Source organism: Nonomuraea polychroma, assembly GCF_004011505.1.
Lineage (GTDB): Bacteria > Actinomycetota > Actinomycetes > Streptosporangiales > Streptosporangiaceae > Nonomuraea > Nonomuraea polychroma.
In genome coordinates, this window is record NZ_SAUN01000001.1 from 1998348 (window position 1) to 2022931 (window position 24584).

The following is a 24584-nucleotide window of genomic DNA, read 5'->3' on the forward strand; positions in this document are numbered from 1 at the left end:
ACCGCGGGCACCCGCGCCCGCCCATGCTGGTGCAGCAGAAACACACTAGGGGGTTCGATGATTCTGGTTACGGGCGTGTCCGGGGCTTTGGGCGGTGCGATTCTCGACGGGCTGGTGGCCCGCGGGCTGGAGGTCGCCGGCGCGAGCAGCTCCGGCGACGGCGACGCGGTGCGGCACGCGGACTTCGACCGGCCCGAGACGCTGGAGACCGCGTTCGCGGACGTGAACGTGCTGGTGTTCGTGTCGGCCGGGTACGCCGAGGACGACGTCGTCCTGGCCCGCCACGGCGCCGTGGTGCGCGCGGCCGCCGCCGCGGGCGTCGAACACGTGATCTACACCAGCCTCGCCGGCTCCGGCGACCTGCTCACCATCGCGCTCGCGCACCGGTGGACGGAGGCGCGGCTGGCCGAGGCCCCGTTCGACGTCACGATCCTGCGCAACGGCCTGTACGCCGAGCTGGCGGCCGGGATGGCGCTTGCCGGGGCCGCGTCGGCGGCCGGGAGCGGGGTCTTCGCACTTCCGCTCGGCGACGGGCGGCTGTCGGTGGTGGCCCGCGGCGACCTGGCCGCCGTGGCCGTGCGCGTGGCCGCCGAGGCCTGGTCCGACCTGGCGGCGGGCGCGCAGCGGCGGCACGCGGGCAGGACGTACGAGCTGGAAGGGGTGAGCGCGGTCGGCGGGCACGACCTCGCCGACGTGCTGACCGAGGTGCTCGGCCGGCCCGTCGAGTACCGGACCATGCCCCTGGGCGAGGTGCGGCCGGTGCTGGCCGGGCTGGAGGAGTATCGGGCGGGGCACACGGTCTCGACGTTCTCCAACATCAACGCCGGGCTGCTGGAGGCCCGGCACAGCGACCTGACCGCGTTCCTGGCGCCGCGCCCGGTGCGGGACGTGATCGCGGCGGCGGTCAAAGCCGGCCTCGAGGCCTGACATCACGGCGCGGTGGGCGCGTCTTCCTTCCCAGCCGCGCCCGCGGCCGCCCGCCTGCCTCGGCGGCCGCCAGCACCAGCCCGGCCGCCTGCGCCAGCCCGGCGGCGAGGAGCAGGAACGCCGTGGCCGGCTGCCAGGACGGCACGCCCGCCGCGAAATCAGCGGCGTCGTAGAGGCCCGCGAGGAGCCGTACGGGATTGAGGAACGCCGCCGCGAACCCCAGCACGTACGGCACGATGAGGAAGCCCGACAACCAGCGCGCGTCCCCGCCGGGGCCGCCGCAGGAGCACCCCGAAGACCGCGTAGGCGACCGCGACCACGCCCACCAGCAGGGCGGTCCACCAGACCAGCCGCCAGGCATCCACGCCGAGCGACGTCAGCCCGTCGGCGCCGACCCGGCCGCCCGCCCACTCCGGCCGTCGACCTGAGCCTTCGCCGCCGCACGGATGGCCGTGTGATTGACGGCCGCGTACGCCGCCGCCAGGACCGGCCCCAGCGCCAGCAGGACGAGACCGGTTCGCGCCATGCGTGCTCCTCTCCGCTCGAGGCTTCAGCTTGCCATCCCTCGCTGATCCGCGCGGAGTCGGGCAGCGGCCTTCTCGTCGAGGACACGCAGTCCGGTCAGCGCGAGCTTGCCGGCGCGGCGAGCGGTGTCCCATATCTGCTCGATCGAACGGTCGTTGTCCAGGTTCGCCATCACGGCCAGTTTCACCGCGCCGAACATCGCGCCTACCGCAGCCGCCGCCTCGACCATGTCCACCTCGCCGGGGAAGGCGTCGCGCAGCGCCTTGGCCAGCTTGAGCTGGCTGTCGAACAGCAGCAGCAGCGCCCGCCCCTGCAACGCCGGCTCCGTCATGACCAGCCGGGTGCGCAGCGCCGCCTCCTCGAACGTGAGCTCCCCATGCTGGACCGCCGTGGCGATGCCCTCGTCCAGGAGCCGGAGCAGCACGTCGGTGGGCGACTCCTCGGGTCTCCTGGTCGCCATCAGCACCAGCGCCCGCTCCAGCCGCTCGTCGCCGTCGTAGAAGACCAGGTCCTCCTTGCTGGAGAAGTAGCTGAAGAACGTCCGCGTGGACACCTCGGCCTCGGCGGCGATCTCGGCGAGCGTGGTCTCGGCGTACCCCTTCTCCTCGAACAGCCGGAGCGCCGCCTCGATCAGCGCCCGGCGCGTGCGCTGCTTCTTGCGCTCCCGCAGTCCTGCCATGGGCGAACTTTACTGCATGGCGTTATCTTCTTCATCCATTGAAAATTTGCACTGATTGAGGTTTTCTGTAGAGACGAACGCGGAAAGGAGCCATGGCATGTCCGATCTGACCCTTCCCATCGACCGCCAGCGCCCACTGGACCCGCCCGACGAGATCATCGAGCTGAGCCGGCAAGCGTCGATGCACCGCATGAGATACGCCGACGGCCATCTGGGCTGGCTCGTCACCGGCTACGCGGCGGCCCGCGCGGTGCTGGCTGATCCGCGCTTCTCCAACCGGCCCGAGAAGATGCACCCGGCGTTCCCCGCCCGGGCTGCGCTGGCCCAGAATGGCGAGTTCCGGATGCCGCCCGGGATGTTCCTGCGTACCGACCCGCCCGAGCACACCCGCTACCGCAAGTTGCTTACCGGGCAGTTCACGGTGCGCAGGATGAAGATGCTCGAACCCAGGATCGAGGAGATCACCAACGCCTGCCTGGACGACATGGAGGCCGCCGGCGGGCCCGTGGACCTGGTGCAGGCGTTCGCGCTGCCGATCCCGTCGCTGGTGATCTGCGAGCTGCTCGGTGTCCCGTACGAGGACCGCGCCCGTTTCCACGAGGACGCCAAGGTGCTGGTCAACCTCGAGACCAAGGCCGAGGACGCGCTCGCGGCACTCGGCAGCACGATGGCGTACCTGCACGGGCTGATCCAGCGCAAGCGCAAGGAGCCCGGCGACGACCTGCTCAGCGGGCTCATCGAGAGCGGGGACCTCAACGACGAGGAGCTCACCGGGGTCGCGTTCCTGCTGCTGCTCGCGGGGCACGAGACGACCGCGAACATGCTGGGGCTCGGGACGTACGCGCTGCTCGCCAACCCCGACCAGCTGGCCGCCATGCGGGACGACCCGGCGGTGGTGGAGAACGGGGTGGAGGAACTGCTGCGGTACCTCACGATCATCCACCTCGGGCCGTTCCGGCTCGCGCTCGAGGACGTGGAGATCGAGGGCAATCTCATCAAGGCGGGCGAGATGGTCGGCCTCAGCCTGCCTGCCGCCAACCGCGACCCGTCCCGCTTCCCCGAAGGCGAGACACTCGACGTCACCAGGCCCGCGAGCGGTCACATGACCTTCGGCCACGGCATCCACCAGTGCCTGGGACAGCAGCTCGCCCGGGCCGAAATGCGCATCGCGTACCCTGCGCTGCTGCGGCGCCTGCCTGGCCTACGCTTGGCCGTAACACCCGAGGAGGTGCCGATGCGCTCGCATATGAGCATCTATGGAGTGCACAGCCTCCCTGTCACTTGGTAGGGGACCATGGAGATCAAGGCAGACACGACCGTGTGCATCGGGGCGGGCATGTGCGCGTTGACGGTGCCGGACGTGTTCGATCAGAGTGACGACGAAGGCACGGTGGTGGTGCTGCGGGGGGAGGTGCCGCCTGAGCTCGAGGACGCCGTACGCCGTGCCGTGACCCTGTGCCCGTCGGGGGCCATCTCCGCCTCCTGACGGCTGATCGGCACGCTGACACCCCCTTGAACCACTCGCCGTCGCCGCACTCCGACCCTGCGGCGACGGCTCACTCGCGCTTCGAGGCGCGCCGCACAGCCTGACACACCACGACGCTCTTTGCGCCGGCCACGCTCTTTGCGCCGGCCACGCTCTTTGCGCCGGCCACGCTCTTTGCAGCGGCCACGCTCTTGGCAGGCGCCACGTTCCTGTGCGGACATCCTCTTTGCAGCGGCCCGCCCTCTTCGCGCGGGCTACCCTCTTTGTGGCGGACGCGCCCTTATCGCGACGCACGCTGCGGCGCTTGATCGCGAGGTTGCTCCGGCTCACTCCTGGCCTCGCTCATGCCGGCCGCCGATGTTGCGACACCCCGGCCGGCTGGGCGGCGCGACGCGCCGAAGCGCCCCGCAACTGCCCCACACCTCTCGTCGGCCGTGCCCTGTGCAGCCTGCGTGCCTGTGTCGCTCTGGCCCGGCGTGCCTGCGGCCCCGCGCCAACCGTGCTCGGCGCCAGTGGCATGTGGATCGTGTGGCTTCATGGTCATCGAACCTATGTTCGTGGAATAGTTGACACTTGAGGGTGATCGAAATTATGTTCGACCTAGTGACGGTGAGGCTCGCGGCTCAACGTCACCGGGACCTGGTCGCGGGCCGTTCGCTTCCCCAAGTGAGCCCCGCGGCCAGGGTCCACGGGCGAAGGGCACGTCCTCGTCGTCGGCGGAGACGAGCGGGCGTGTCCTGGCCGGACGGGGAGAGGGGAAGCTCCTCGTCCGGCCAGCCCGGCGGAAATGTCGGTGGCGTCTGCAAGTGTTGGCTTCACCGGCGGAGACGCCGGCCGCCGCCCACGACTCCAAAGGAGGCGCGCAAGATGGCACCAAGGCCTAGAGACACACCCGGGCCCCGGCTGTCGCCTGCGGTTCGGGCACATCTCACCGACGCACGTTCCTGCCTGGCGGAGGCGACCGGCGCTCGCACCCCGGCATCCCGATATGTGGCCGCCCACCTGGCAGCCCTTCGAGCGGCGGCGGCGATCCTGGCCGCCCGTCCCCGTCCCATGGAAGGCCGCAGGCGCAGGCTGCGCAGCGCATGGGAGTTGTTGCCCGAGGCCGAGCCGCACCTGGCCGAGTGGGCCGCATATTTCTCGGTGAGCGCCGCCAAGCGCGCCGCTGCGGAAGCGGGCATGGTCAGCAGGATCAGCGCGGCCGACGCCGAGGAAATCATGGCCGAGGCGGAGACCTTCGTCTCCACGGTCGAAGACCTCCTCGGCGTTCCGGTCCAGCCCCAGCTACCGATCGGCGTCCCACTCGCCGGTTGACTGACTGACCCGGTCGGCCTCGACGACGACGCGTGGCCGACCGGCACCGGGTGAGCCGCCGGCGCCGGCCCCGCATGAGCCGCTGGCGCGGCTCAACGTGCTCCAGCGGGCCCTCGATGCGAGCTCGGCTGACATCGTGCGGGTCACTCAGCGGGCTGACATGTGGCTGGTCGGCAGTTACGGGCTTACGGGCCATCGATGACCCGGCCGGCAGCAGGTGGCCCACCTGGTCGCGTGGCGACGGGCACCACTTGGTCAGCGACGGCCCAGCCGATCGGGTTGTGCCAAGGTCGCGCTGTCTCGCCCGGTCAGGTTGTGTCGGCCGGTCAGGGTATGTCCGCCGGTCGGGCTGTGTCGGCTGTTCATGCGGGTCAGGTTGTGCCGGCCGGTCGGCTGGGCGGGCCGGTCGGGCTGCGCGGGGCGGTTGGGCGGGCCGGTTGTGCGGGCCGGTCGGCGGGGCGGGCCGGGCAGTTGAGCGTCCAAGCGACACCTGGTCGGGCCGGTGTCCGTGGTGGAGCGCCTTGTGCGGGTCGCTTTGCCATGAGTGCCCCCACCTTCGCGGTGAGCTCGCCCCCGTCGAGGGTTCCGGCTTCGCGGTGAACTTGTCCCTCGTGGGGGGGCTGGCTCGTTGTGAGTCCCCCCTTGTCCAGGGGATTGTGAAGCTCGGCGGTGTGCGGAGGACGGGGCGGGCCAGGTGGTCAGGGATCAGGTGGTGTCCGGACATGACGAAGGAGCCCGCCGGCGCGTGGCGGACTCCTTCGTGCTGAGTGACCGGCCTCAGGCCAGGCAGCGACCCGAGGCGGGAGAGCCGGCCCGGTCAGGCGGCGACCCCGAGGGCCGGGGAGCCGGTCTGGTCAGGCGGAGGGCTCAGAACGACTCGACGGCCCGGCGGGCCTCGGCGTCGAGGACGCCCCAGCTGATGAGCTCCTCGGTCAGCTCGCTCGGCGACTTGTCGTAGATCACGGCCAGGGAGCGCAGGTCCTCCTGGCGGATCGACAGGACCTTGCCGTTGTAGTCGCCCCGCTGGCTCTGGATCGTGGCGGCATACCTGGCCAGCGCCCCGGCCTTCTCCTTGGGCAGCGTCGCCAGCCGCTCCAGGTCGATCACAAGCTTGGGCGTCGGACCGAGCGGGCTCGGGGCGGCGCCGCCCGGTAGCAGCTCGGATACGGGCACCCCGTAGAAGTCGGCAAGCTCGGCAAGCTTCTGCACCGTGACCGCTCGGTCGCCACGCTCGTAAGAGCCCACGACCACGGCTTTCCACCTGCCACGCGACTTCTCCTCGACTCCATGCAGGGACAGGCCCTGCTGGGTGCGGATGGCGCGGAGTCGTGCACCCAGCGACTTTGCGTACTCAGACGGCATCGTGTGGCCCCCCGGCTTCTCGTATGTATTGCTCTCAGTAGATTGTGCTCCCTCGCGGCGAATGCCCTGGCCACCGGGGGTACGGTGCGAGACTCGGCACCATCGGTAGCCATGGCTCTGGGTTTACCCCGGTACGCCACGAGGTGTGGTTACGCACAGTGACGGTAAAGGGGCGGACGCCTAAGGTCAAGCTGATTGGAAAAAAGATGCCGAATCCGGTCCGGTATAGATCGCAACATACGCCCCTCATGTCCCACCGGTAACAGTACTTCGTCACACTTTGCCGAGGGGACCGCCGTGTCAGGGAAGGCGGGGGAGAATCATGACAGGGCAGGTCGAGGCCCGTACGATCTTGAGCGAGGTGTCCCCGACGAACACCCGCCTGAGTGGCCCCGTGGCGCTCGACGCGCATATGATCATCTCCCCTGGCCGCCACGAGGTCGCACCGAGCGCTTGGGCGACGTTGCGGCCCTCCAGCAGTTCGACCTCGACGCGCAGCCGCTGCGACTGGTCCTGCGCCGCCGTCCGAAGATCCGCGGCCGCCTGGTCGCGCAGGCCTGCCAGCATATCTTTCTCGATCTTGGCCGGTCTGGCGGTGTGGACGACCAGCGTGACCAGCCGCAGCGGGACGCCGAGGGTCACGGCCGTGGCGGCCGCGTCCTTGACCGCCGCGTCGCAGCCGGGGCCGCGCCGGTAGGCGACGGTGAGGCGGTCGAAGGCGGCGGGCGGCTTGTCGCCGTAACCGCGCGGGGCGAGCAGGACGGGAACGGAGCAGGAGTGCAGGAGCTGGTCGGCGGTGCTGCCGACGGCGATGCGGCCCCGGCGGCCGCCGACGGCGGAGCCGATCACCACGATGTCCCCGCCGCGCTTGCGCGCCAGCTCCACCAGCCCGCGTCCGCTGCCTCTGTGGGTGTGGATCCAGTAGTCGGCGTCCGGCCCCGCCAGCTCCCGCGCCTGCGTGAGCGTCGCCTCGGACTGCTCCTTCAGGTACGTCCGCCACTCGCTCTGCTCGGCCCGGGCCGGCCCGGGCGGGGACCAGGCGGGCGGCTGCACGTACGCCACCGTCAGGTGCGCCCCGGCCTGCTCCTTGAGCAGCAGGGCCAGCGCGAGACCGTCCCTGCCCCGCGGCTCGGGGATGAACCCGGCCAGCACGTTGTCGAGCTTCATTCAGCGCACCTCGGCATTCAGCCGGGAATGGCTATAGCCGTACAGGAAGTAGCAGACCAGCCCCACGAGCATCCACAACCCGAACGCCAGCCAGGTGACCCCCGCCAGCCCCGCCATCACGAGCACGCAGAACACCGCCCCCAGCACCGGCGTGACGGGGAAGAGCGGGACCCGGAAGCTCCGCGGCAGGCCGGGGCTGCGATAGCGCAGGACGAGCACGCCGACGTTCACGATGCCGAAGGCGAACAACGTGCCGATGCTGGTCGCCTCCGCCAACTGCCCGAGCGGCACCAGCCCGGCCAGCACCGAGATGAACGCGGCGACGATCAGCGTGTTCGCGACCGGGACCTGGCGGCGCGGGTTGACCTGCTGGAACACGCGCGGGATGAGCCCGTCGCGGGACATCGCGAACAGGATGCGCGTCTGCCCGAAGATGACGGTGAGCACGACGCTGGCGATCGCGATGACCGCGCCGAACGAGACGATCAGGCCCGGCCAGGTGGCGCCGGTGGCCAGGTCCGCGATGTAGGACAGACTCGCCTCGGTGGTCCGCGGGTCGAACTCCGTCCACGGCAGGGCGCCGACGGCGGCCACCGCGACGAGCACGTAGATCGCGGTCACGATGGCCAGCGAGAAGATGATCGCCAGGGGCAGGTCCCGCCTGGGGTTCTTCGCCTCCTCACCGGCGGTGGAGGCCGCGTCGAAGCCGATGTAGGAGAAGAACACCTGCGAGGCCGCCGCCGTGATCCCGGCCACCCCCATGGGCGCGAACGGCGCGAAGTTGCCCACGCGGAAGGCCGTGAACGCCACCGCGCAGAAGAACAGCAGCACCGCGACCTTGATCAACACGAAGATCGCGTTGGCCGCGGCGCTCTCGGAGGCGCCGTGCAGCAGCAGCCAGGTGGCCAGCAGCACGATGAGGATCGCCGTGACGTTGACCACGCCGCCGGCCTGGCCGGGGGAGCGGGTGATCGCCTCCGGCAGCGTGAAGCCGAACAGCGACCGCAGGAACGAGTTGAGGTATTCGCCCCAGCCCACGGCCACGGCGGCCACGGACACGGCGTACTCGAGCATGAGGCACCAGCCGCAGATCCACGCCACCAGCTCGCCCAGCGTCGCGTACGCGTAGGAGTAGGACGAGCCGGACACCGGGATCGTCCCGGCGAGCTCGGCGTACGACAGGGCGGAGAACAACGCCGTGATCGCCGCCAGCACGAACGACAGCACCACCGCGGGCCCCGCCTTGGGCACCGCCTGGCCCAGGATGACGAAGATCCCGGTGCCGAGCGTGGCGCCGACGCTGAACAGCGTGAGCTGCCACAGCGACATCGTGCGCCGCAGATCGCCGCCCTCGCCGTGGCCGCCCTCGGCCACGAGACGCTCGGTGGGTTTGGTGCGCAGGAGCCGCTGGGCCAGTGTCACCCCCCGACACCCCCTACAACGTGCTCGTCAGCGGCCACCTGCCGTTAGGTGTCACGATCGTTCCCGCTGAGCCGCTGAGTATGCGCTCGGCCTCGTCCAGCCTCCCGATCGCGGCCATGTCGCCGGTCGTCTCCACGAACCGGCACGCCGCCTCCACCTTCGGCCCCATCGACCCGGCCGGGAACTCCAGCGCCCGCAACTCGTGCGGGGTGGTGTGCGCGATCTCGCTCGCCTGCGGCGTGCCGAAGCCCCGCAGCACCCGCGGCACGTCGGTCAGGCTGAGGAACGCGTCGCACTCCAGCGCCTCGGCCAGCACCGACGCGGTCAGATCCTTGTCCACGACCGCCTCGACGCCGCTCAGCCGGCCGCGTTCGTCGCGGACCACGGGGATGCCGCCGCCGCCCGCGCAGACCACGATCACGCCCTCGCGGATGAGCTTGTGGATCAGCCGGGTCTCCACGATGCGGCGCGGCGCGGGGGAGGGCACCACCCGCCGCCAGTGCCCGCCGTCCTGCTTGACCGTCCAGCCGTGCTCGGCGGCCAGCTTCTCGGCCTCCTCGCGGTCGTACACCGGGCCGACGAACTTGGCCGGGTCCTCGAAGGCCGGGTCCACGGCCGTCACCAGCGTCTGCGTGACCACGGCGAGGACCTGCCGGCCGGGCAGCGCGTTCTGCAGGGCCTGCTGCATCCAGTAGCCGATCATGCCCTGCGTCTGCGCGCCTAGCGTGTCGAACGGGTAGGGCCTGGACAGGTTCGGATCGGCGGCGCTCTGCAGCGCCAGGAGGCCCACCTGAGGGCCGTTGCCGTGGGTGATGACCAGCTCGTGCTCGACCGCCAGCCGGGCGAGCGTCTTGACGGCCGCCCGCACGTTGGCGATCTGCACGTCGGCGTCCGGCTGCTGGCCGCGCTTGAGCACCGCGTTGCCGCCCAGCGCGACGATGACCCGCATCTCAGATCCCGTCCCGTTCGAGCGGGCAGCTCATGCAGCGCGGCCCGCCGCGGCCCCGGCCGAGCTCGCTGCCCCTGATCGTGATGACCTCGATGCCGTTGTCGCGCAGGTAGTTGTTCGTGGTGGTGTTGCGCTCGTACGCGACGACCACGCCGGGCTCCAGCGCCAGCCCGTTGCAGCCGTCGTCCCACTGCTCGCGCGCCGCGGCCCGCACGTCCTGCTTCGGGGTGAGGACCGTGATGCCGGGCAGGTCCAGGGCGTGGGCGATGGCCTTGTGCATGTCCTGCGGCGGGTGGTCGGTGAACTTGAGCTCCTTGTGGGTGCCGCCGGGCTCGATCGTGTACGCCGGCAGCATGCCCAGGCCCGCGTACTTGGTGAACACGCCCACGTCCAGCATCGTCATCACCGTGTCGAGGTGCATGAACGCGCGCGCCTTCGGCATGTCCAGCGCCACGATCCTGCGTGCCGAGCCGGCCTGGAACAGCCGCTGCGCGAACATCTCCACCGCCTGCGGCTGGGTGCGCTCGCTGATCCCGATCAGCACCGCGCCGCGCCCGATGACGAGCACGTCGCCGCCCTCCATGGTCGCCGGGGCCGCGTGATGGCCCGGCATCCAGCAGTGGAAGCCGCCCTGGTCCGGCCGGTTGAAGCCGGCGGCGAACGTCGGGTGATACATGTAGACGGCCTCCATGTTGACCGTCTCCCGCATGCGGGCCTTCTTCTTCATGGCGTTGATCGACACGCCGTCGTACACCCAGCAGGATGTGTCGCGGGTGAAGAGGTGGTTGGGCAGCGGCGGCAGGATGAAGTCGTCGTCCCCCATGGTGTGGAATGTCACAGATTGAGGGTCGCAGCCGAGCTCGACCAGCTCCCCCTTGGTGATGCCGCCGGTCAGGTAGAGCTGGAGCGTGGCCGCGTCCATGGCGTCGAGCGTGTTGCGGACGTCGTCGATCGCCACCGGGCCCAGCCACCGCTCGTCGACGACCGCGTCCAGGATGTGCTTGCGGGCCTCGGGGATGTCCACCGTCTCCCGCAGCAGCTCGTCCAGCAGGTGGACCGTGATGCCCCGCCCGCGCAGCACCTGCTGGAACTCCTCGTGCTCCTCCATCGCGCGCTGCACCCACAGCACGTCGTCGAACAGGAACGCGTCCTTGTTCGCCGGGGTGAGCCGCTTGAGCGCCAGGTCGGGCTTGTGCAGCAGGACCTGCCGCAGCCGCCCGACCTCTGAATCGACATGGAATGTCATCCTTGCGATATCCCCTTCATAAGGCGTGATGTACCCGGGACACCGCGTAGCGGCGCGGGAGGGCACCCACGTTGTTGCTGGTAGCCCCTGGTACTGTGAGTCCCGACCAACACCCTTTTAAGACCCGTCCCGTGAGGCGGGAAAGGTGGTGAGCTTCGCTATGTCCGATTCCAGGGCAGTCCTGGAAGCCCCGGACGTCCACCGGGCGCTGACGCGCATCGCGCACGAGATCCTCGAACGCACCAAGGGCGCCGGCGACGTCGTCCTCCTCGGCATCCCGACCCGCGGCGCCACGCTGGCCCGCCGCCTCGGCGACCGCATCGAGCAGTTCGAAGGCGTCAAGATCCCCGTCGGCTCGATCGACATCACGATGTACCGCGACGACCTGCGGCTCAAGCCGGCCCGTCCGCTCGGCCGCACCGAGCTGCCGGCCGACGGCATAGACGGCAAGATCGTCGTCCTCGTCGACGACGTCCTCTACTCCGGCCGCACCGTGCGGGCCGCGCTCGACGCGCTCAACGACCTCGGCCGCCCCACCGCCGTCCAGCTCGCCACCCTGGTCGACCGCGGCCACCGCGAGCTGCCCATCCGCGCCGACTACGTCGGCAAGAACCTCCCGACGGCCAAGAGCGAGAAGGTCAGGGTCTACGTGCAGGAGATCGACGGGCGCGACGCCGTGCTGCTCATGAAGGGGGACGCCAGGTGAACCGCCATCTGATCTCCGCGGGCGACCTCGCCAAGGACGACGCGCTGCTCATCCTCGACACGGCCGAGGAGCTGGCGAGGGTGACGGAACGGTCCATCAAGAAGCTGCCGACGCTGCGCGGCCGCACCGTGGTCAACCTGTTCTTCGAGGACTCCACGCGGACGCGCATCTCGTTCGAGGCGGCGGCCAAGCGGCTGTCCGCCGATGTGATCAACTTCTCGGCCAAGGGGTCGAGCGTGTCCAAGGGCGAGTCGCTCAAGGACACCGCGCTCACCCTCGAGGCCATGGGCGCCGACGCGGTCGTCATCCGCCACAGCGCCTCCGGCGCGCCGCACCGCCTGGCCACCTGGGTGCGCGGCAGCGTCGTCAACGCTGGCGACGGCACCCACGAGCACCCCACACAGGCGCTGCTCGACGCCTTCTCCATGCGCCGCCGCCTGGGCGGGCTCGAAGGGCGCAAGGTCACGATCGTCGGCGACGTCCTGCACAGCCGGGTCGCCCGCTCCAACGTGCTGCTGCTCCACACGCTCGGCGCCGAGGTCACGCTGGTGGCCCCGCCGACGCTGGTGCCGGTGTCCGTCGGGACCTGGCCGTGCGAGGTGTCCTACGACCTCGACGCGGTGTTGCCCAAGTCGGACGTGGTGATGATGCTGCGGGTGCAGAAGGAGCGGATGAACGCCGCGTACTTCCCGAGCGAGCGTGAATACTCCCGCCGGTACGGGCTGGACCGGGACCGGTTCGCCAAGATGCCGGACGACGCGATCGTCATGCACCCCGGGCCGATGAACCGTGGGATGGAGATCGCCGCCGAGGTGGCCGACTCGGCGCGGTCGACGATCGTGGAGCAGGTCGCCAACGGCGTGACCATCCGCATGGCCGTCCTGTACCTGCTGCTCGGGGGAGAGAGCGCCTGATGACCATCATTCGCAACGTCAGGATTCTGGGCGGGGAGCTCGCCGACATCCGGGTCGCTCATGGCGTGATCGCCGCCATCACGCCCGCCGGCCCCCAGGCGGACGTGGTCAGTGGTGGCCGTCCCTTGGGAGAAGACGGGGGCGCAGAGGAGCTCGTGGTCGACGGCCGGGGTGCCATCGCGCTGCCGGGGCTGGTCGACCTGCACACGCACCTGCGCGAGCCCGGGCGTGAGGACGCCGAGACCGTGCAGACCGGCACCCAGTCGGCGGCCCGCGGCGGCTACACCGCCGTGCACGCCATGGCCAACACCTCGCCCGTCGCCGACACCGCCGGCGTCGTCGAGCAGGTGTGGCGACTCGGGCGCGAGTTCGGGCACTGCGACGTGCACCCGGTCGGAGCCGTCACCGTCGGGCTGCAGGGCAGGCACCTGGCCGAGCTGGGCGCGATGGCCGACTCGGCCGCCCGCGTGCGGGTCTTCTCCGACGACGGCAAGTGCGTCGACGACGCGGTGCTGATGCGCCGCGCCCTGGAATACGTCAAAGCGTTCGACGGCGTCGTCGCCCAGCACGCCCAGGAGCCCCGGCTGACCGAGGGCGCCCAGATGAACGAGGGGGTCGTCTCCGGCAGGCTCGGCCTGACCGGCTGGCCCGCGGTCGCCGAGGAGGCGATCATCGCCCGCGACTGCCTCCTGGCCGCCCACGTCGGCTCCCGGCTGCACGTCTGCCACCTGTCCACCGCCGGCTCTGTCGAGATCATCCGCTGGGCCAAGTCCAAGGGCTGGAACGTCACCGCCGAGGTCACCCCGCACCACCTGCTGCTCACCGACGACCTCGTCGAGGAGTCGCCGGTGGGCGCGTACAACCCGATCTACAAGGTCAACCCGCCGCTGCGCACCCGCGCCGACGTCGAGGCGCTGCGCGCCGCGCTGGCCGACGGCACGATCGACGTCGTCGCCACCGACCACGCGCCCCACCCGGTCGAGGACAAGGAGACCGAGTGGTCGGCCGCGGCGATGGGCATGGTGGGCCTCGAGACCGCGCTCAGCGTCGTCCAGGAGGCCATGGTCGAGACCGGGCTGCTGGACTGGGCGGGCGTCGCCCAGCGCATGTCCGTCACGCCGGCGCGTATCGGCCGCCTCGCCGGGCAGGGGCAGCCGCTGGAGGCCGGGGCCCCGGCCAACATCACGCTCTACGACCCGTCCGTACGCACCGAGGTGGACCCCTCCGCCTTCGCGTCGAAGAGCAGGAACACCCCGTACGAGGGGATGACTCTGCCCGGCAGGGTGGTGGCCACGTTCCTGCGCGGCAGGCCGACCGTACTCGAAGGGAAGCTGGTTTGAACACAGCGGTGCTCGTCCTGGAAGACGGCCGCGTCTTCCACGGATCTCCATACGGCGCCGAAGGCGAGACGTTCGGCGAGATGGTCTTCAACACCGGCATGACCGGCTACCAGGAGACCCTCACCGACCCCTCCTACCACCGGCAGATCGTCGCCATGACGGCGCCGCACATCGGCAACACGGGCGTCAACGACGAGGACCCCGAGTCCCGGCAGGTCTGGGTCGCCGGCTACGTCGTGCGCGAGCCGTCCAGGATCGTCTCCAACTGGCGGGCCAACCGCTCGCTGGACGACTACCTCAAGGAGCAGGGCGTCGTCGGGATCGCCATCTCCGGCACCCGCGCGCTCACCCGCCACCTGCGCGAGCGCGGCGCCATGCGCGCCGGCATCTTCACCGCGCCCAGCGAGCCGGTCGAGGAACTCGTCGAGCGGGTGCGGCAGTCGCCCCGCATGGAGGGCGCCGCCCTGGCTCCCGAGGTGTCCACCACCGAGCCGTACGTCGTCCCGGCGATCGGGGAGAAGAAGTTCACCGTCGCCGCCGTGGACCTCGGCATCAAGGGCATGACGCCGCACCGGATGGCCGAGCGCGGCTGCGAGGTGCACGTGCTGCCCGCGGACGCCACGTTCGAGCAGATCATGGCGGTCGAGCCGGACGGGGTGTTCCTGTCCAACGGCCCGGGCGACCCGGCCACCGTGGACGTCTCCGCCCTCCAGAAGGTCCTGGAGGCCAGGGTGCCGTTCTTCGGGATCTGCTTCGGCAACCAGGTCTTCGGCAGGGCCCTGGGCCTGTCCACCTACAAGCTGCGTTACGGGCACCGCGGTGTCAACCAGCCGGTGCAGGACGTGCGGACCGGGAAGGTGGAGATCTCGGCGCACAACCACGGGTTCGCGGTGGACGCGCCGCTCGACGGGCCGTTCGACACCCCGTACGGGCCGGCCGAGGTCAGCCACGTCAACCTCAACGACCGCTGCGTGGAGGGGCTGCGCCTGCTCGACGGGCGGGCCTTCAGCGTCCAATACCACCCAGAGGCCGCGGCCGGGCCGCACGACGCTGCCTACCTTTTCGACGAGTTCTGCGAGGTCATGAGCCGTGCCCAAGCGTGAAGACATCAGGTCCGTCCTGGTGATCGGGTCGGGACCGATCGTGATCGGCCAGGCGTGCGAGTTCGACTACTCGGGCACCCAGGCGTGCCGGGTGCTGCGGGCCGAGGGCTTCCGCGTCATCCTGGTCAACAGCAACCCGGCGACGATCATGACGGATCCCGAGTTCGCCGACGCCACCTACGTCGAGCCGATCACTCCCGAGTTCGTCGAGAAGATCATCGCCAAGGAGCGGCCGGACGCGCTGCTGCCGACGCTGGGCGGCCAGACCGCGCTCAACACGGCGGTCGCGCTGCACGAGTCGGGGGTGCTGGAGAAGTACGAGGTCGAGCTGATCGGCGCCGACTTCGACGCCATCCAGGCGGGCGAGAACCGCGAGCGGTTCAAGGAGATCGTCGCCAAGGTGGCCCGCGAGCACGGGCTCAACGCCGAGTCGGCCAGGTCGGTCATCTGCCACTCGATGGACGAGGTCCTGGCCGCCGCCGGCGAGCTGGGCTACCCGCTCGTCGTCCGGCCGTCGTTCACCATGGGCGGCGCCGGCTCCGGGTTCGCCTACGACGAGACGGACCTTCGGCGCATCGCCGGGTCCGGGCTCGACGCCTCGCCGACCACCGAGGTGCTCCTGGAGGAGTCGATCCTCGGGTGGAAGGAATACGAGCTCGAGGTCATGCGCGACAAGCACGACAACGTCGTCATCGTGTGCTCCATCGAGAACATCGACCCGATGGGCGTGCACACCGGCGACAGCGTCACCGTCGCGCCCGCGCTGACCCTGACCGACCGCGAATACCAGAACATGCGCGACGTCGCCATCGCGGTCATCCGCGAGGTCGGCGTGGACACCGGCGGCTGCAACATCCAGTTCGCTGTGGATCCGAGCACCGGCCGCATGATCGTCATCGAGATGAACCCGCGCGTGTCCCGGTCGAGCGCCCTGGCCTCCAAGGCCACCGGGTTCCCGATCGCGAAGATCGCGGCCAAGCTGGCCATCGGCTACACGCTCGACGAGATCCCCAACGACATCACCAAGGAGACCCCGGCCTCCTTCGAGCCGACGCTCGACTACATCGTGGTCAAGGTGCCGCGCTTCGCGTTCGAGAAGTTCCGCGGGGCCGACCAGACGCTCACCACGCACATGAAGTCGGTCGGCGAGGCCATGGCCATCGGCCGGTCCTTCCCCGAGGCGCTGCAGAAGGCGCTGCGGTCGCTGGAGAAGAAGGACTCCTCCTTCACCTGGGCCGGCGCGCCCGGGGAGAAGGACGAGCTGCTGGAGGCGTGCCGCACGCCGCACGACGGGCGGCTGCGCACCATGCAGCAGGCCATCCGCGCCGGCGCCACGCCCGAGGAACTGTTCGCGGCGACGAATGTCGACCCGTGGTTCATCGACCAGCTCTTCCTGCTCGACGAGGAGGCGCAGGAGATCGCAGGGGCGGTCGAGCTGACCGCCGAGGTCCTCCTGCGGGCCAAGCACCACGGATTCAGCGACGCGCAGATCGGCGAGATCCGCGGCATCGACGAGGCCCGGGTGCGCGACCTGCGGCACGCGCTCGGCCTGCGGCCGGTCTACAACACCGTGGACACGTGCGCCGCCGAGTTCGCCGCCAAGACCCCCTACCTCTACTCGACCTACGACGAGGAGAGCGAGGTCCCCTCCGGGGAACGGCAGAAGGTCATCATCCTCGGCTCCGGGCCCAACCGCATCGGGCAGGGCATCGAGTTCGACTACGCGTGCGTGCACGCCTCGTTCGAGCTGTCCAGGGCCGGGTTCGAGACCGTCATGGTCAACTGCAACCCGGAGACCGTCTCCACCGACTACGACACCTCCGACCGGCTCTACTTCGAGCCGCTCACGCTGGAGGACGTGCTGGAGGTGGTGCACGCCGAGCAGCAGACCGGGCCGGTCGCGGGCGTGATCGTGCAGCTCGGCGGCCAGACGCCGCTGGGCCTGGCGCAGGCGCTCAAGGACGCGGGCGTGCCCGTCGTGGGCACGTCGCCGGAGTCCATCCACCTGGCCGAGGAGCGCGGCGCGTTCGGGCGGGTGCTGGCCGAGGCGGGCCTGCCCGCGCCCAAGCACGGCACCGCGCTGACCGTGGCCGAGGCGCGGGAGATCGCCGACGAGATCGGCTACCCCGTCCTCGTGCGCCCCTCGTACGTGCTCGGCGGAGCCGGCATGGCCATCGTCTACGACGACGAGACGCTCACCACCTACATGGCGGCCCAGGAGGGCGGCCACCCGGTGCTGGTCGACAAGTTCCTCGACGAGGCCATCGAGATCGACGTCGACGCTCTCTACGACGGCTCCGAGCTCTATCTCGGCGGCGTCATGGAGCACATCGAGGAGGCCGGGATCCACTCCGGCGACTCGGCGTGCGCGCTGCCGCCCATCACGCTCGGCAGCCACGACATCAAGCGCATCCGCGCCGCCACCGAGGCCATCGCCCGCGGGGTGGGCGTGCGCGGGCTGCTCAACGTCCAGTACGCCATGTCCGCCGGCGTCCTCTACGTCCTGGAGGCCAACCCGCGTGCCTCCCGCACCGTGCCGTTCGTGTCCAAGGCCACGGCGGTGCCGCTGGCCAAGGCGGCGGCCCGGGTGATGCTCGGCACCACGATCGCCGAACTGCGCGAGGAGGGCATGCTGCCGGCCACCGGCGACGGCGGCACGTTGCCCCTGGACGCGTCCATCGCGGTCAAGGAGGCCGTGCTGCCGTTCAACCGGTTCCGCGGCGTGGACATCGTCCTGGGGCCCGAGATGCGCTCCACGGGCGAGGTCATGGGCATCGACGAGTTCTTCGGGATCGCGTACGCCAAGTCGCAGGCCGGCGCCTACGGCGAACTTCCCACCAAGGGACGCGCGTTCGTGTCCGTGGCCAACAGGGACAAGCGTGCGATGATCTTCCCAGTGAAGGCACTGGCGGATCTCGGCTTCGAGATCCTCGCCACCGAGGGCACGGCCGAGGTGCTGCGCCGCAACGGCGTCCATGCCAAGATCGTGCGAAAGCACAGCGAGGGGCCCGGGCCCGGAGGTGAGCGTACGAGCGTGCAAGCCATCCTCGACGGCGAGGTCGACCTGATCGTCAACACGCCGTTCGGCAGCCCGGGACAGTCGGGGCCGCGGCTCGACGGCTACGACATCCGCACCGCGGCCGTGCTGCGCGGCATCCCGTGCATCACCACGGTGGCAGGACTCGCCGCGGCCGCGGCGGGCATCCAGGCCATCGTGCGGGGCGACGTCGGCGTACGGTCTCTCCAGGAGCACGCGCAGGCTCTCCGGGGCTGACACCGCACGGGAGGTGAAGACGACTGGCCGGCACTCCGGTGCAGGTGACGGGCACGGTGCTGACGACGCGCCGGGTCGACGCCTACCATGCGCTGACGGTGGTGGCGCCCGGGATCGCCGAGGGCTTCCGCCCCGGTCACTTCGTCTCCGTGGCCGTCGGCGGGGCTCACACGTCGATGGTGACGCGCCGGGCGTTCTCCATCCACGACGTCAAGTCCGACTACGGCGGGACGGTCGAGCTCGTCTTCACCACCGGCGGGCGCGGCACGGCCTGGCTGGCCGAGCGTCGCGCCCGCGACACGCTCGACCTCGTCGGGCCGCTCGGCCGGCCCTTCCCGCTGCCGCGTGACCCCGTGCACTGCGTGCTGGTCGGCTCCGAGTACGGCTCCGCCGTGCTCTTCCCGCTGGCCGACGCGCTGCTGGCGCGGGCCTGCCGGGTGGACTTCGTGCTGGGCGGGGCCGGGGCCGAGCGGGTCTTCGGCGCCATGCGGGCCCGCAGGATCGCCCAGACCACCACGCTGACCACCGAGGACGGCTCCCTCGGGCTGCGCGGCAAGGTCACCGACGCGCTGCCCTCGGTGATCGCCGACACGCGGGCCGACGTCGTCTACGCCTGCGCGCCCATGGAGACGCTGCGGGCCGTGACGGCGGTGGCGATGGAGTTCGACATCCCGGTGCAGGTGGCGGTCGAGGAGCAGATGGCCTGTGGCATCGGGGTGTGCATGACCTGCGTGATACCGGTCATCGGGGACGACGGGGCCACCCGGATGGTCCGGGCCTGCGCTGAGGGGCCGGTGTTCCGGGGGGAGCGGGTGCGCTTCGAGGACGTGGGAACGATCCCGTTCGACGCGCTCGGCGCCCCCGGAGGCGGTGCACGACATGTCAGTTGATATGCGGACATTTCTGGCGCATGTGGAGCTGGCGAACCCGATCACCACGGCCGCCGGGTGCGCCTCTTCCGGGCGGGAGCTGGCCCAGTTCTTCGACCTGCATCGGCTCGGGGCGCTCACCACCCGCTCGATCACCATGGCGCCGCGCGCGGGGCGGCCCACGCCGCGCATGGCCGAGACGCCCTCGGGCATGCTCAACGCCGTGGGGCTGCAGGGACCGGGCATCGACGTGTTCCTGGAGCGGGAGCTGCCCTGGCTGGCCCAGCGGGGCATCAAGACCATCGTGTCCATCGGCGGCGGCACCGTCGCCGAATACTCCGAGCTGGCCCGCAGGCTCGCCGACGCGCCCGGGGTGACCGCACTGGAGGTCAACCTCTCCTGCCCGAACATGGAGGACCGCGGGCGGGTCTTCGCCCGCGAGGGCAGCGCGGCGGCCGAGGTGATCGCCTCCGTGCGGTCGATCATGCGGTACGACGTGCCGGTCGTGGCCAAGCTCGCGCCCGACGTGGCGGACATCGTGGCCGTGGCGCGGGCCTGCGTTGACGCGGGGGCGGACGCCCTTTCCATGATCAACAATCCGCTGGGCATGGCCATCGACACCGAGACGCTGCGGCCCTCGCTCGCCGCCGTCACCGGCGGGCTGTCCGGGCCGGCCGTCCTGCCGCTGGCCGTACGGTGCGTGTGGCAGGTCCACGCGGCGCTGCCCGGGGTGCCGCTGATCGGCATCGGCGGGGTGATGAGCGGCCGGGACGCCTTCCAGCTCGTGCTGGCGGGGGCCTGCGCGGTCGGTGTGGGCACCGCGCTCTTCCACGACCCGTACGCGTGCCTGCGCATCGAACGGGAGCTCGAGGACCTGCTGAGGGCCCGCGGGCTGCAGCGGCTCGCCGACGCCGTCGGGCTGGCGCACCGGCCGCCGGGGAGCGCCCCCCGGCACCTTCTCGTCGACACCGAGGAGAGCGCGCCTTGACGCACCGACGAGCCTTCCTTGTGCCTCCTCGACCCAGGACACAACGGCCCGCCGCCTCCTATCGACCAGCACCGCACAGACGTGAGCATCCTCGGGCCGGGGGATTCGTTGTGGCTCCCCGGCTTCGGCGGGGGGCCGTTGTGGGAGGGTGCCTCGAACCTGCTGGGTTCGGGCGAGGGTGCCTCGCGGCTTGCCGGGCCGAGCACCGCTTGACTCCTCGGCTTCGAGGATCGCACGTCTTGACTTCAGAAACCGAGGAGAGCACCTCTTGACTCCCGCACCGATCGCCGTCGCCCTCGATGCTCCTGACCTGGAGACCGCCGCCCACTGGGCGGCCCTCGTGACACCCCACGTCAGCACGGTCAAGGTGGGCTTGGAGCTCTACCTCCGCTACGGGCCCGACGTGATCGCCTCCGTCCGGGGCGCCAGTGGCGTCCAGGTGTTCCTCGACCTCAAGCTGCACGACATCCCGAACACCGTCGCCGGCGCCGCCCGCGCCGTCGCCCGGCTGCGGCCCTCCATCCTCACGGTCCACGCGGCGGGCGGACCCGCCATGATCCGGGCCGCCGTGGAGTCCGCGCCCCACACCAAGATCGCCGCGGTGACGATCCTGACCTCGCTCACGGAGGCCGACCTCGGCCGCATCGGGCTCATGGGACCCGCCGACGAAGCGGTGCGCCGTCTAGCCGTCCTGTCGGTGGAGGCGGGCGCCACGGCGCTGGTGTGCTCGCCCAACGAGGTGTCGGCGGTGCGGGCCGAGGTGGGGGACGGCATCACACTCATCACGCCGGGCGTGCGGCCTCAGGGCGCGGCCACGCAGGATCAGATGCGGGTGGCCACGCCTGAGCAGGCGCTGGCGGACGGCGCCGACCTGCTCGTCATCGGCCGCCCCATCACGGGCTCCGCGGACCCGGGGGCGACCGCCGCCGCCATTGCCGCCTCCCTCCGCCGCGCATCCTGACCCGGCACCGGCTTCGCCCTCATCAGCCGGACGCCGGTCCGGGCGCGCGTTCTGGGCCCGCGCCGGCTTCGCCCTCATCAGCCGGACGCCGGTCCGGGCGCGCGTTCTGGGCCCGCGCCGGCTTCGCCCTCATCAGCCGGACGCCGGTCTGGGCGCGCGTTCTGACCCGGCGCCGGATTCGCCCGCATCGGCCAGACGCCGGCTCGCGTCCGGGCCTTCATCCGCGCGTCGATCATTCCCATGGCAAGCGGTGTTCCGCGCCTCGAAGGCGCGGTCGTGCGTGCTGAGGTTCGCTGGCGGGTGCCCGCCGTACTCAGCAAGATCCTTTACGGCAAGCCGCCTTGACCGCACGCGCCGTACCCCGTTGCCGTCTGTCATGGCCGGTGGTGAAGGCTCACGGGGTGCTCGCCGTGACGAACGCGTGCTTGACCGACGCCGTGGTGAGCGGGCGCCCCGGCCGCGGGGTTGCCGCAGGGACGCGTACAAGATCATAGCGGGTCCCGGAGGCAAGATCCACATAGCGTTGACGCGCGCCATGATCGGGATTTCGGGCCTGGTCCGAGGCGGGTTTCGGACATCGAGGGATGGCGGGAATGTGATCATCGTTGCGTTTCGCGACATCGTCGCGTGCCGACGCCTGAACTGGGAAGTGAGGGCGATTTGATCAGCACTGCGTTATTTTGCAATCACGCAAAGTGATGAAGTGGATTTTGTAGGGAGAGAAACCGCGCTTGACGTTGCTTAGGGGGCGATGACCAGCTAGTTTCCCTTCCCGTCCGAGTACATCGACAGAAATTCGAGGTGACCCGGCGTGGCTCTTCCTCCCCTGACCCCTGAGCAGCGCGCCGCAGCCCTGGAGAAGGCTGCCAAGGCCCGTAAAGAGCGTGCCGAGGTCAAGAACCGGCTCAAGCATGGCGCGGTTTCTCTGGCTGAGGTGCTCAAGGATGGGCAGACCGACGACGTCATCGGCAAGATGAAGGTGTCGGCTTTGTTGGAATCGCTCCCCGGCGTGGGCAAGGTCCGCGCCAAGCAGCTCATGGAGCGGCTTGCCATCGCCGAGTCCCGCCGCGTGCGGGGTCTCGGCGCGAACCAGAGGGCCTCCCTCGAGCGCGAGTTCGGTGGCAACGAGAGCTAATCTCTGTTCCACACGAAAGCGCAGGTTCAACGGGGGGTAGGAAAGTGACCGACAGGTCCTGGTCCGGCGAGGTCAGTGCCCACGAGGCGATCGGACCGGAGATGGAGGTCGGATTCCTGCCCACGAGCGAACGGCGGCTGACGGTCCTTTCAGGGCCGTCGGGCGTCGGCAAGTCCACGGTCGTCGCCGAGTTCCGGCGGGCACACCCTGAGGTGTGGCTGTCGGTCTCGGTGACCACCAGGCGTCCCCGGCCCGGCGAGGTCAACGGGGTGCACTACTTCTTCGTCGACGGCGAGGAGTTCGACCGGCTGGTGGAGGCCGGCGACCTGCTCGAGTGGGCGGAGTTCGCGGGCAATCGCTACGGCACACCGCGCGAGCCCGTGCTGAAGAAGCTCGCCGAAGGCGTGCCCACGCTGCTCGAGATCGATCTCGAGGGCGCCAGGCAGGTGCGCAGGTCCATGCCGGACGCCCTGCTGGTGTTCCTGGCTCCTCCTTCCTGGGAGGAGCTGGAGAAGCGGCTGCGCGGGCGCGGCACCGAGCCTGAGGACGTCATCGCGCGGCGCCTGGAGGCCGGGCGGGTCGAGATGGCGGCCGAGTCGGAGTTCGACCTGACGCTGGTCAACACGAGCGTCCAGGATGTGTGTCACCGGCTGATAGCCTTGATGACTGACCCTCAGGGGGTCACCACAACCACCAAACGAGAGGTCTGACAATCGTGGCAGGCACCACCGCGGCCGCGGAGGGCATCACCAACCCGCCGATCGACGCGCTGCTCGACATCGTCGACAGCAAATACTCCCTGGTGATCATGGGCGCCAAGCGCGCTCGTCAGATCAACGCCTACTACTCCCAGCTCGGCGAGGGTCTGCTGGAATACGTCGGCCCGCTGGTCGAGACGCACGCCCAGGAGAAGCCGCTGTCCATCGCGCTGCGCGAGGTCTCCGAGGGCCTGCTCAACGCCGAGCCCATCGAAGGCGCGGTCTGACCCCTTCGATGAAGGTCGTCCTGGGCGTCAGCGGCGGCATCGCCGCGTACAAGGCATGTGAGCTGCTGCGCCTGTTCACCGAGTCCGGGCACGAGGTGCGGGTCGTCCCGACCCGCGAAGCCCTCAAGTTCGTGGGCGCGCCCACCTGGGCCGCCCTGTCGGGCAACCCCGTGTCGGCGGAGGTGTGGGACGACGTTCACGAGGTGCCCCACGTGCGGATCGGCAAGCAGGCCGACCTCGTCGTGGTGGCGCCCGCGACCGCCGACGTGCTGGCCAGGGCCGCGCACGGGCTGGCCGGCGATCTGCTCACCAACACGTTGCTGACCGCGACGTGCCCCGTCGTGTTCGCGCCCGCGATGCACACCGAGATGTGGCAGCACCCCGCCACCCGCGCCAACGTCGCGACTCTGCGCGAGCGCGGCGCCGTCGTGATCGACCCGGCCGTCGGGCGGCTCACCGGCGCCGACACAGGACCCGGCCGCCTGCCCGACCCGGCCGAGATCTTCCAGGTCTGCCTGCGTGTGCTGCGCGGCCGGCCGCGCGACCTGGCCGGGCGCAAGATCGTGGTGTCCGCCGGCGGCACCCGCGAGCCGATCGACCCGGTTCGCTACATCGGCAACCGATCCTCCGGCCTGCAGGGATACGCGCTGGCCCGCACGGCGGTCGCGCGGGGCGCCGAGGTGACGCTCGTGGCCGCCAACGTCGCGCTGCCCGATCCGGCCGGAGCCACTGTGGTGCGGGTGGAGTCGGCGGCGCAGTTGCGTGAGGCGGTGCTGGCCGCCTCCGGCGACGCCGACGTGGTCGTGATGGCCGCGGCCGTGGCCGACTTCCGGCCAGCGGCGCGGCACGAGGCGAAGATCAAGAAGACGGATGCGGAACCGGAGCCCATCCGCCTGACGAAGAACCCCGACATCCTGGCCGAGCTGGGCGAGCGCCGCCGCGAGGCGCCGGACGGGGCCGGTGGGGCGTGCCCGCACGTGATCGTGGGGTTCGCGGCCGAGACGCACGACGTGCTCGCCAACGGGCAGGCCAAGCTCGCACGCAAGGGTTGCGACCTGCTGGTCGTCAACCGCGTGGGGGAGGGCCTGGCCTTCGGGACCCCCGACAACGCCGCCACCGTGCTCGTCGCGGGCGGGGAGCCGGTCGAGGTGCCGCTCGGGCCCAAGGAGGACCTCGCCGACGCCGTCTGGGACCTGGTCGCCACGCGCCTCGCCTGAGACCTGGCGGTACGC

At 70.7% G+C, this 24584-nt stretch carries 24 protein-coding genes; 16 read left to right on the top strand and 8 right to left on the bottom strand.

The genetic code is table 11. The annotated features are described in order from the left end of the window. Nucleotides 1–57: 57 nt before the first annotated feature. Entirely contained in the window at nucleotides 58–927 is an 870-nt protein-coding gene (locus EDD27_RS08855; protein ID WP_127931957.1) for a Rossmann-fold NAD(P)-binding domain-containing protein, read from the top strand. Here the strand turns inward: EDD27_RS08855 and EDD27_RS54035 are convergent. The 3 genes from EDD27_RS54035 to EDD27_RS08865 all read right to left on the bottom strand — a co-directional run bounded on the left by EDD27_RS54035 (nucleotide 905) and on the right by EDD27_RS08865 (nucleotide 2131). Continuing rightward, on the bottom strand, nucleotides 905–1180 hold the full coding sequence (locus tag EDD27_RS54035) for a hypothetical protein (RefSeq protein ID WP_164903542.1): 276 nt from the start codon (nucleotides 1178–1180) through the stop codon (nucleotides 905–907). The genes EDD27_RS08855 and EDD27_RS54035 overlap by 23 nt on opposite strands. A 123-nt stretch (nucleotides 1181–1303) precedes the next feature. After that, nucleotides 1304–1453 (bottom strand): hypothetical protein, encoded by a 150-nt coding sequence (locus EDD27_RS54040; RefSeq protein ID WP_164903543.1) that lies wholly within the window; start codon nucleotides 1451–1453, stop codon nucleotides 1304–1306. A gap of 24 nt (nucleotides 1454–1477) precedes the next feature. Next, on the bottom strand, nucleotides 1478–2131 hold the full coding sequence (locus EDD27_RS08865; protein ID WP_127931959.1) for a TetR/AcrR family transcriptional regulator: 654 nt from the start codon (nucleotides 2129–2131) through the stop codon (nucleotides 1478–1480). Between the two features lie 97 nt (nucleotides 2132–2228). On the opposite strand from EDD27_RS08865, the gene EDD27_RS08870 reads away from it, so the two are divergent. From EDD27_RS08870 to EDD27_RS08880, 3 genes are all read left to right on the top strand, one after another. Beyond that, nucleotides 2229–3419, top strand: a complete 1191-nt coding sequence (locus EDD27_RS08870; RefSeq protein ID WP_127931960.1) for a cytochrome P450 — start codon at nucleotides 2229–2231, stop codon at nucleotides 3417–3419. A gap of 6 nt (nucleotides 3420–3425) precedes the next feature. Further along, on the top strand, nucleotides 3426–3617 hold the full coding sequence (locus EDD27_RS08875) for a ferredoxin (protein WP_127931961.1): 192 nt from the start codon (nucleotides 3426–3428) through the stop codon (nucleotides 3615–3617). Nucleotides 3618–4484: 867 nt separating this feature from the next. Beyond that, complete coding sequence (locus EDD27_RS08880; RefSeq protein ID WP_127931962.1) at nucleotides 4485–4931, top strand: SAV_6107 family HEPN domain-containing protein; 447 nt, start codon at nucleotides 4485–4487, stop codon at nucleotides 4929–4931. 867 nt (nucleotides 4932–5798) lie between these two features. Here EDD27_RS08880 and bldD read toward each other — a convergent pair. From bldD to EDD27_RS08905, 5 genes are all read right to left on the bottom strand, one after another. Next, a complete protein-coding gene (bldD, locus tag EDD27_RS08885; RefSeq protein ID WP_026214021.1) occupies nucleotides 5799–6293 on the bottom strand; it encodes a transcriptional regulator BldD in 495 nt (164 codons plus the stop codon). A gap of 300 nt (nucleotides 6294–6593) precedes the next feature. After that, nucleotides 6594–7460: a universal stress protein gene (locus EDD27_RS08890; RefSeq protein WP_127931963.1), complete on the bottom strand. Its 867-nt coding sequence runs from the start codon at nucleotides 7458–7460 to the stop codon at nucleotides 6594–6596. Continuing rightward, nucleotides 7461–8882 carry an amino acid permease gene (locus EDD27_RS08895; RefSeq protein WP_127931964.1) on the bottom strand — a complete coding sequence of 474 codons (1422 nt, stop codon included), beginning with the start codon at nucleotides 8880–8882 and terminating at the stop codon, nucleotides 7461–7463. A gap of 13 nt (nucleotides 8883–8895) precedes the next feature. Next, a complete protein-coding gene (gene arcC, locus EDD27_RS08900) occupies nucleotides 8896–9831 on the bottom strand; it encodes a carbamate kinase (RefSeq protein ID WP_127931965.1) in 936 nt (311 codons plus the stop codon). A 1-nt stretch (nucleotide 9832) separates the two neighbouring features. Next, nucleotides 9833–11077: an arginine deiminase gene (locus tag EDD27_RS08905; RefSeq protein WP_127931966.1), complete on the bottom strand. Its 1245-nt coding sequence runs from the start codon at nucleotides 11075–11077 to the stop codon at nucleotides 9833–9835. Nucleotides 11078–11237: 160 nt separating this feature from the next. Here EDD27_RS08905 and pyrR point away from each other — a divergent pair, with 160 nt between their 5' ends. The 12 genes from pyrR (at nucleotide 11238) to coaBC (ending at nucleotide 24569) form a co-directional block, all read left to right on the top strand. Then, entirely contained in the window at nucleotides 11238–11783 is a 546-nt protein-coding gene (pyrR, locus tag EDD27_RS08910; RefSeq protein ID WP_127931967.1) for a bifunctional pyr operon transcriptional regulator/uracil phosphoribosyltransferase PyrR, read from the top strand. Then, on the top strand, nucleotides 11780–12697 hold the full coding sequence (locus EDD27_RS08915) for an aspartate carbamoyltransferase catalytic subunit (RefSeq protein WP_127931968.1): 918 nt from the start codon (nucleotides 11780–11782) through the stop codon (nucleotides 12695–12697). Before pyrR ends, EDD27_RS08915 begins: the two co-directional genes overlap by 4 nt. Further along, nucleotides 12697–14037, top strand: coding sequence for a dihydroorotase (locus tag EDD27_RS08920; RefSeq protein ID WP_127931969.1), 1341 nt, complete (start codon nucleotides 12697–12699; stop codon nucleotides 14035–14037). Before EDD27_RS08915 ends, EDD27_RS08920 begins: the two co-directional genes overlap by 1 nt. Further along, on the top strand, nucleotides 14034–15140 hold the full coding sequence (carA, locus tag EDD27_RS08925; RefSeq protein WP_127931970.1) for a glutamine-hydrolyzing carbamoyl-phosphate synthase small subunit: 1107 nt from the start codon (nucleotides 14034–14036) through the stop codon (nucleotides 15138–15140). The genes EDD27_RS08920 and carA overlap by 4 nt, the downstream gene beginning before the upstream one ends. Then, nucleotides 15127–18414, top strand: coding sequence for a carbamoyl-phosphate synthase large subunit (gene carB / locus EDD27_RS08930; RefSeq protein ID WP_127931971.1), 3288 nt, complete (start codon nucleotides 15127–15129; stop codon nucleotides 18412–18414). Before carA ends, carB begins: the two co-directional genes overlap by 14 nt. Nucleotides 18415–18437: 23 nt before the next feature. Beyond that, nucleotides 18438–19304 (top strand): dihydroorotate dehydrogenase electron transfer subunit, encoded by an 867-nt coding sequence (locus EDD27_RS08935; protein ID WP_127931972.1) that lies wholly within the window; start codon nucleotides 18438–18440, stop codon nucleotides 19302–19304. Continuing rightward, complete coding sequence (locus EDD27_RS08940) at nucleotides 19294–20271, top strand: dihydroorotate dehydrogenase (RefSeq protein WP_127931973.1); 978 nt, start codon at nucleotides 19294–19296, stop codon at nucleotides 20269–20271. The genes EDD27_RS08935 and EDD27_RS08940 overlap by 11 nt, the downstream gene beginning before the upstream one ends. A gap of 268 nt (nucleotides 20272–20539) precedes the next feature. Beyond that, nucleotides 20540–21232: an orotidine-5'-phosphate decarboxylase gene (gene pyrF, locus EDD27_RS08945; protein ID WP_127931974.1), complete on the top strand. Its 693-nt coding sequence runs from the start codon at nucleotides 20540–20542 to the stop codon at nucleotides 21230–21232. An 811-nt stretch (nucleotides 21233–22043) separates the two neighbouring features. Continuing rightward, the gene (gene mihF, locus EDD27_RS08950) at nucleotides 22044–22367 is read left to right on the top strand and encodes an integration host factor, actinobacterial type (RefSeq protein WP_020541698.1); all 324 of its coding nucleotides are present in this window, start codon (nucleotides 22044–22046) and stop codon (nucleotides 22365–22367) included. Nucleotides 22368–22468: 101 nt separating this feature from the next. Continuing rightward, complete coding sequence (gene gmk, locus EDD27_RS08955) at nucleotides 22469–23077, top strand: guanylate kinase (RefSeq protein WP_127940570.1); 609 nt, start codon at nucleotides 22469–22471, stop codon at nucleotides 23075–23077. A gap of 5 nt (nucleotides 23078–23082) precedes the next feature. Further along, the gene (rpoZ, locus tag EDD27_RS08960; protein ID WP_127931975.1) at nucleotides 23083–23352 is read left to right on the top strand and encodes a DNA-directed RNA polymerase subunit omega; all 270 of its coding nucleotides are present in this window, start codon (nucleotides 23083–23085) and stop codon (nucleotides 23350–23352) included. An 8-nt stretch (nucleotides 23353–23360) separates the two neighbouring features. Continuing rightward, entirely contained in the window at nucleotides 23361–24569 is a 1209-nt protein-coding gene (coaBC, locus tag EDD27_RS08965; protein WP_127931976.1) for a bifunctional phosphopantothenoylcysteine decarboxylase/phosphopantothenate--cysteine ligase CoaBC, read from the top strand. Nucleotides 24570–24584 lie beyond the last annotated feature (15 nt).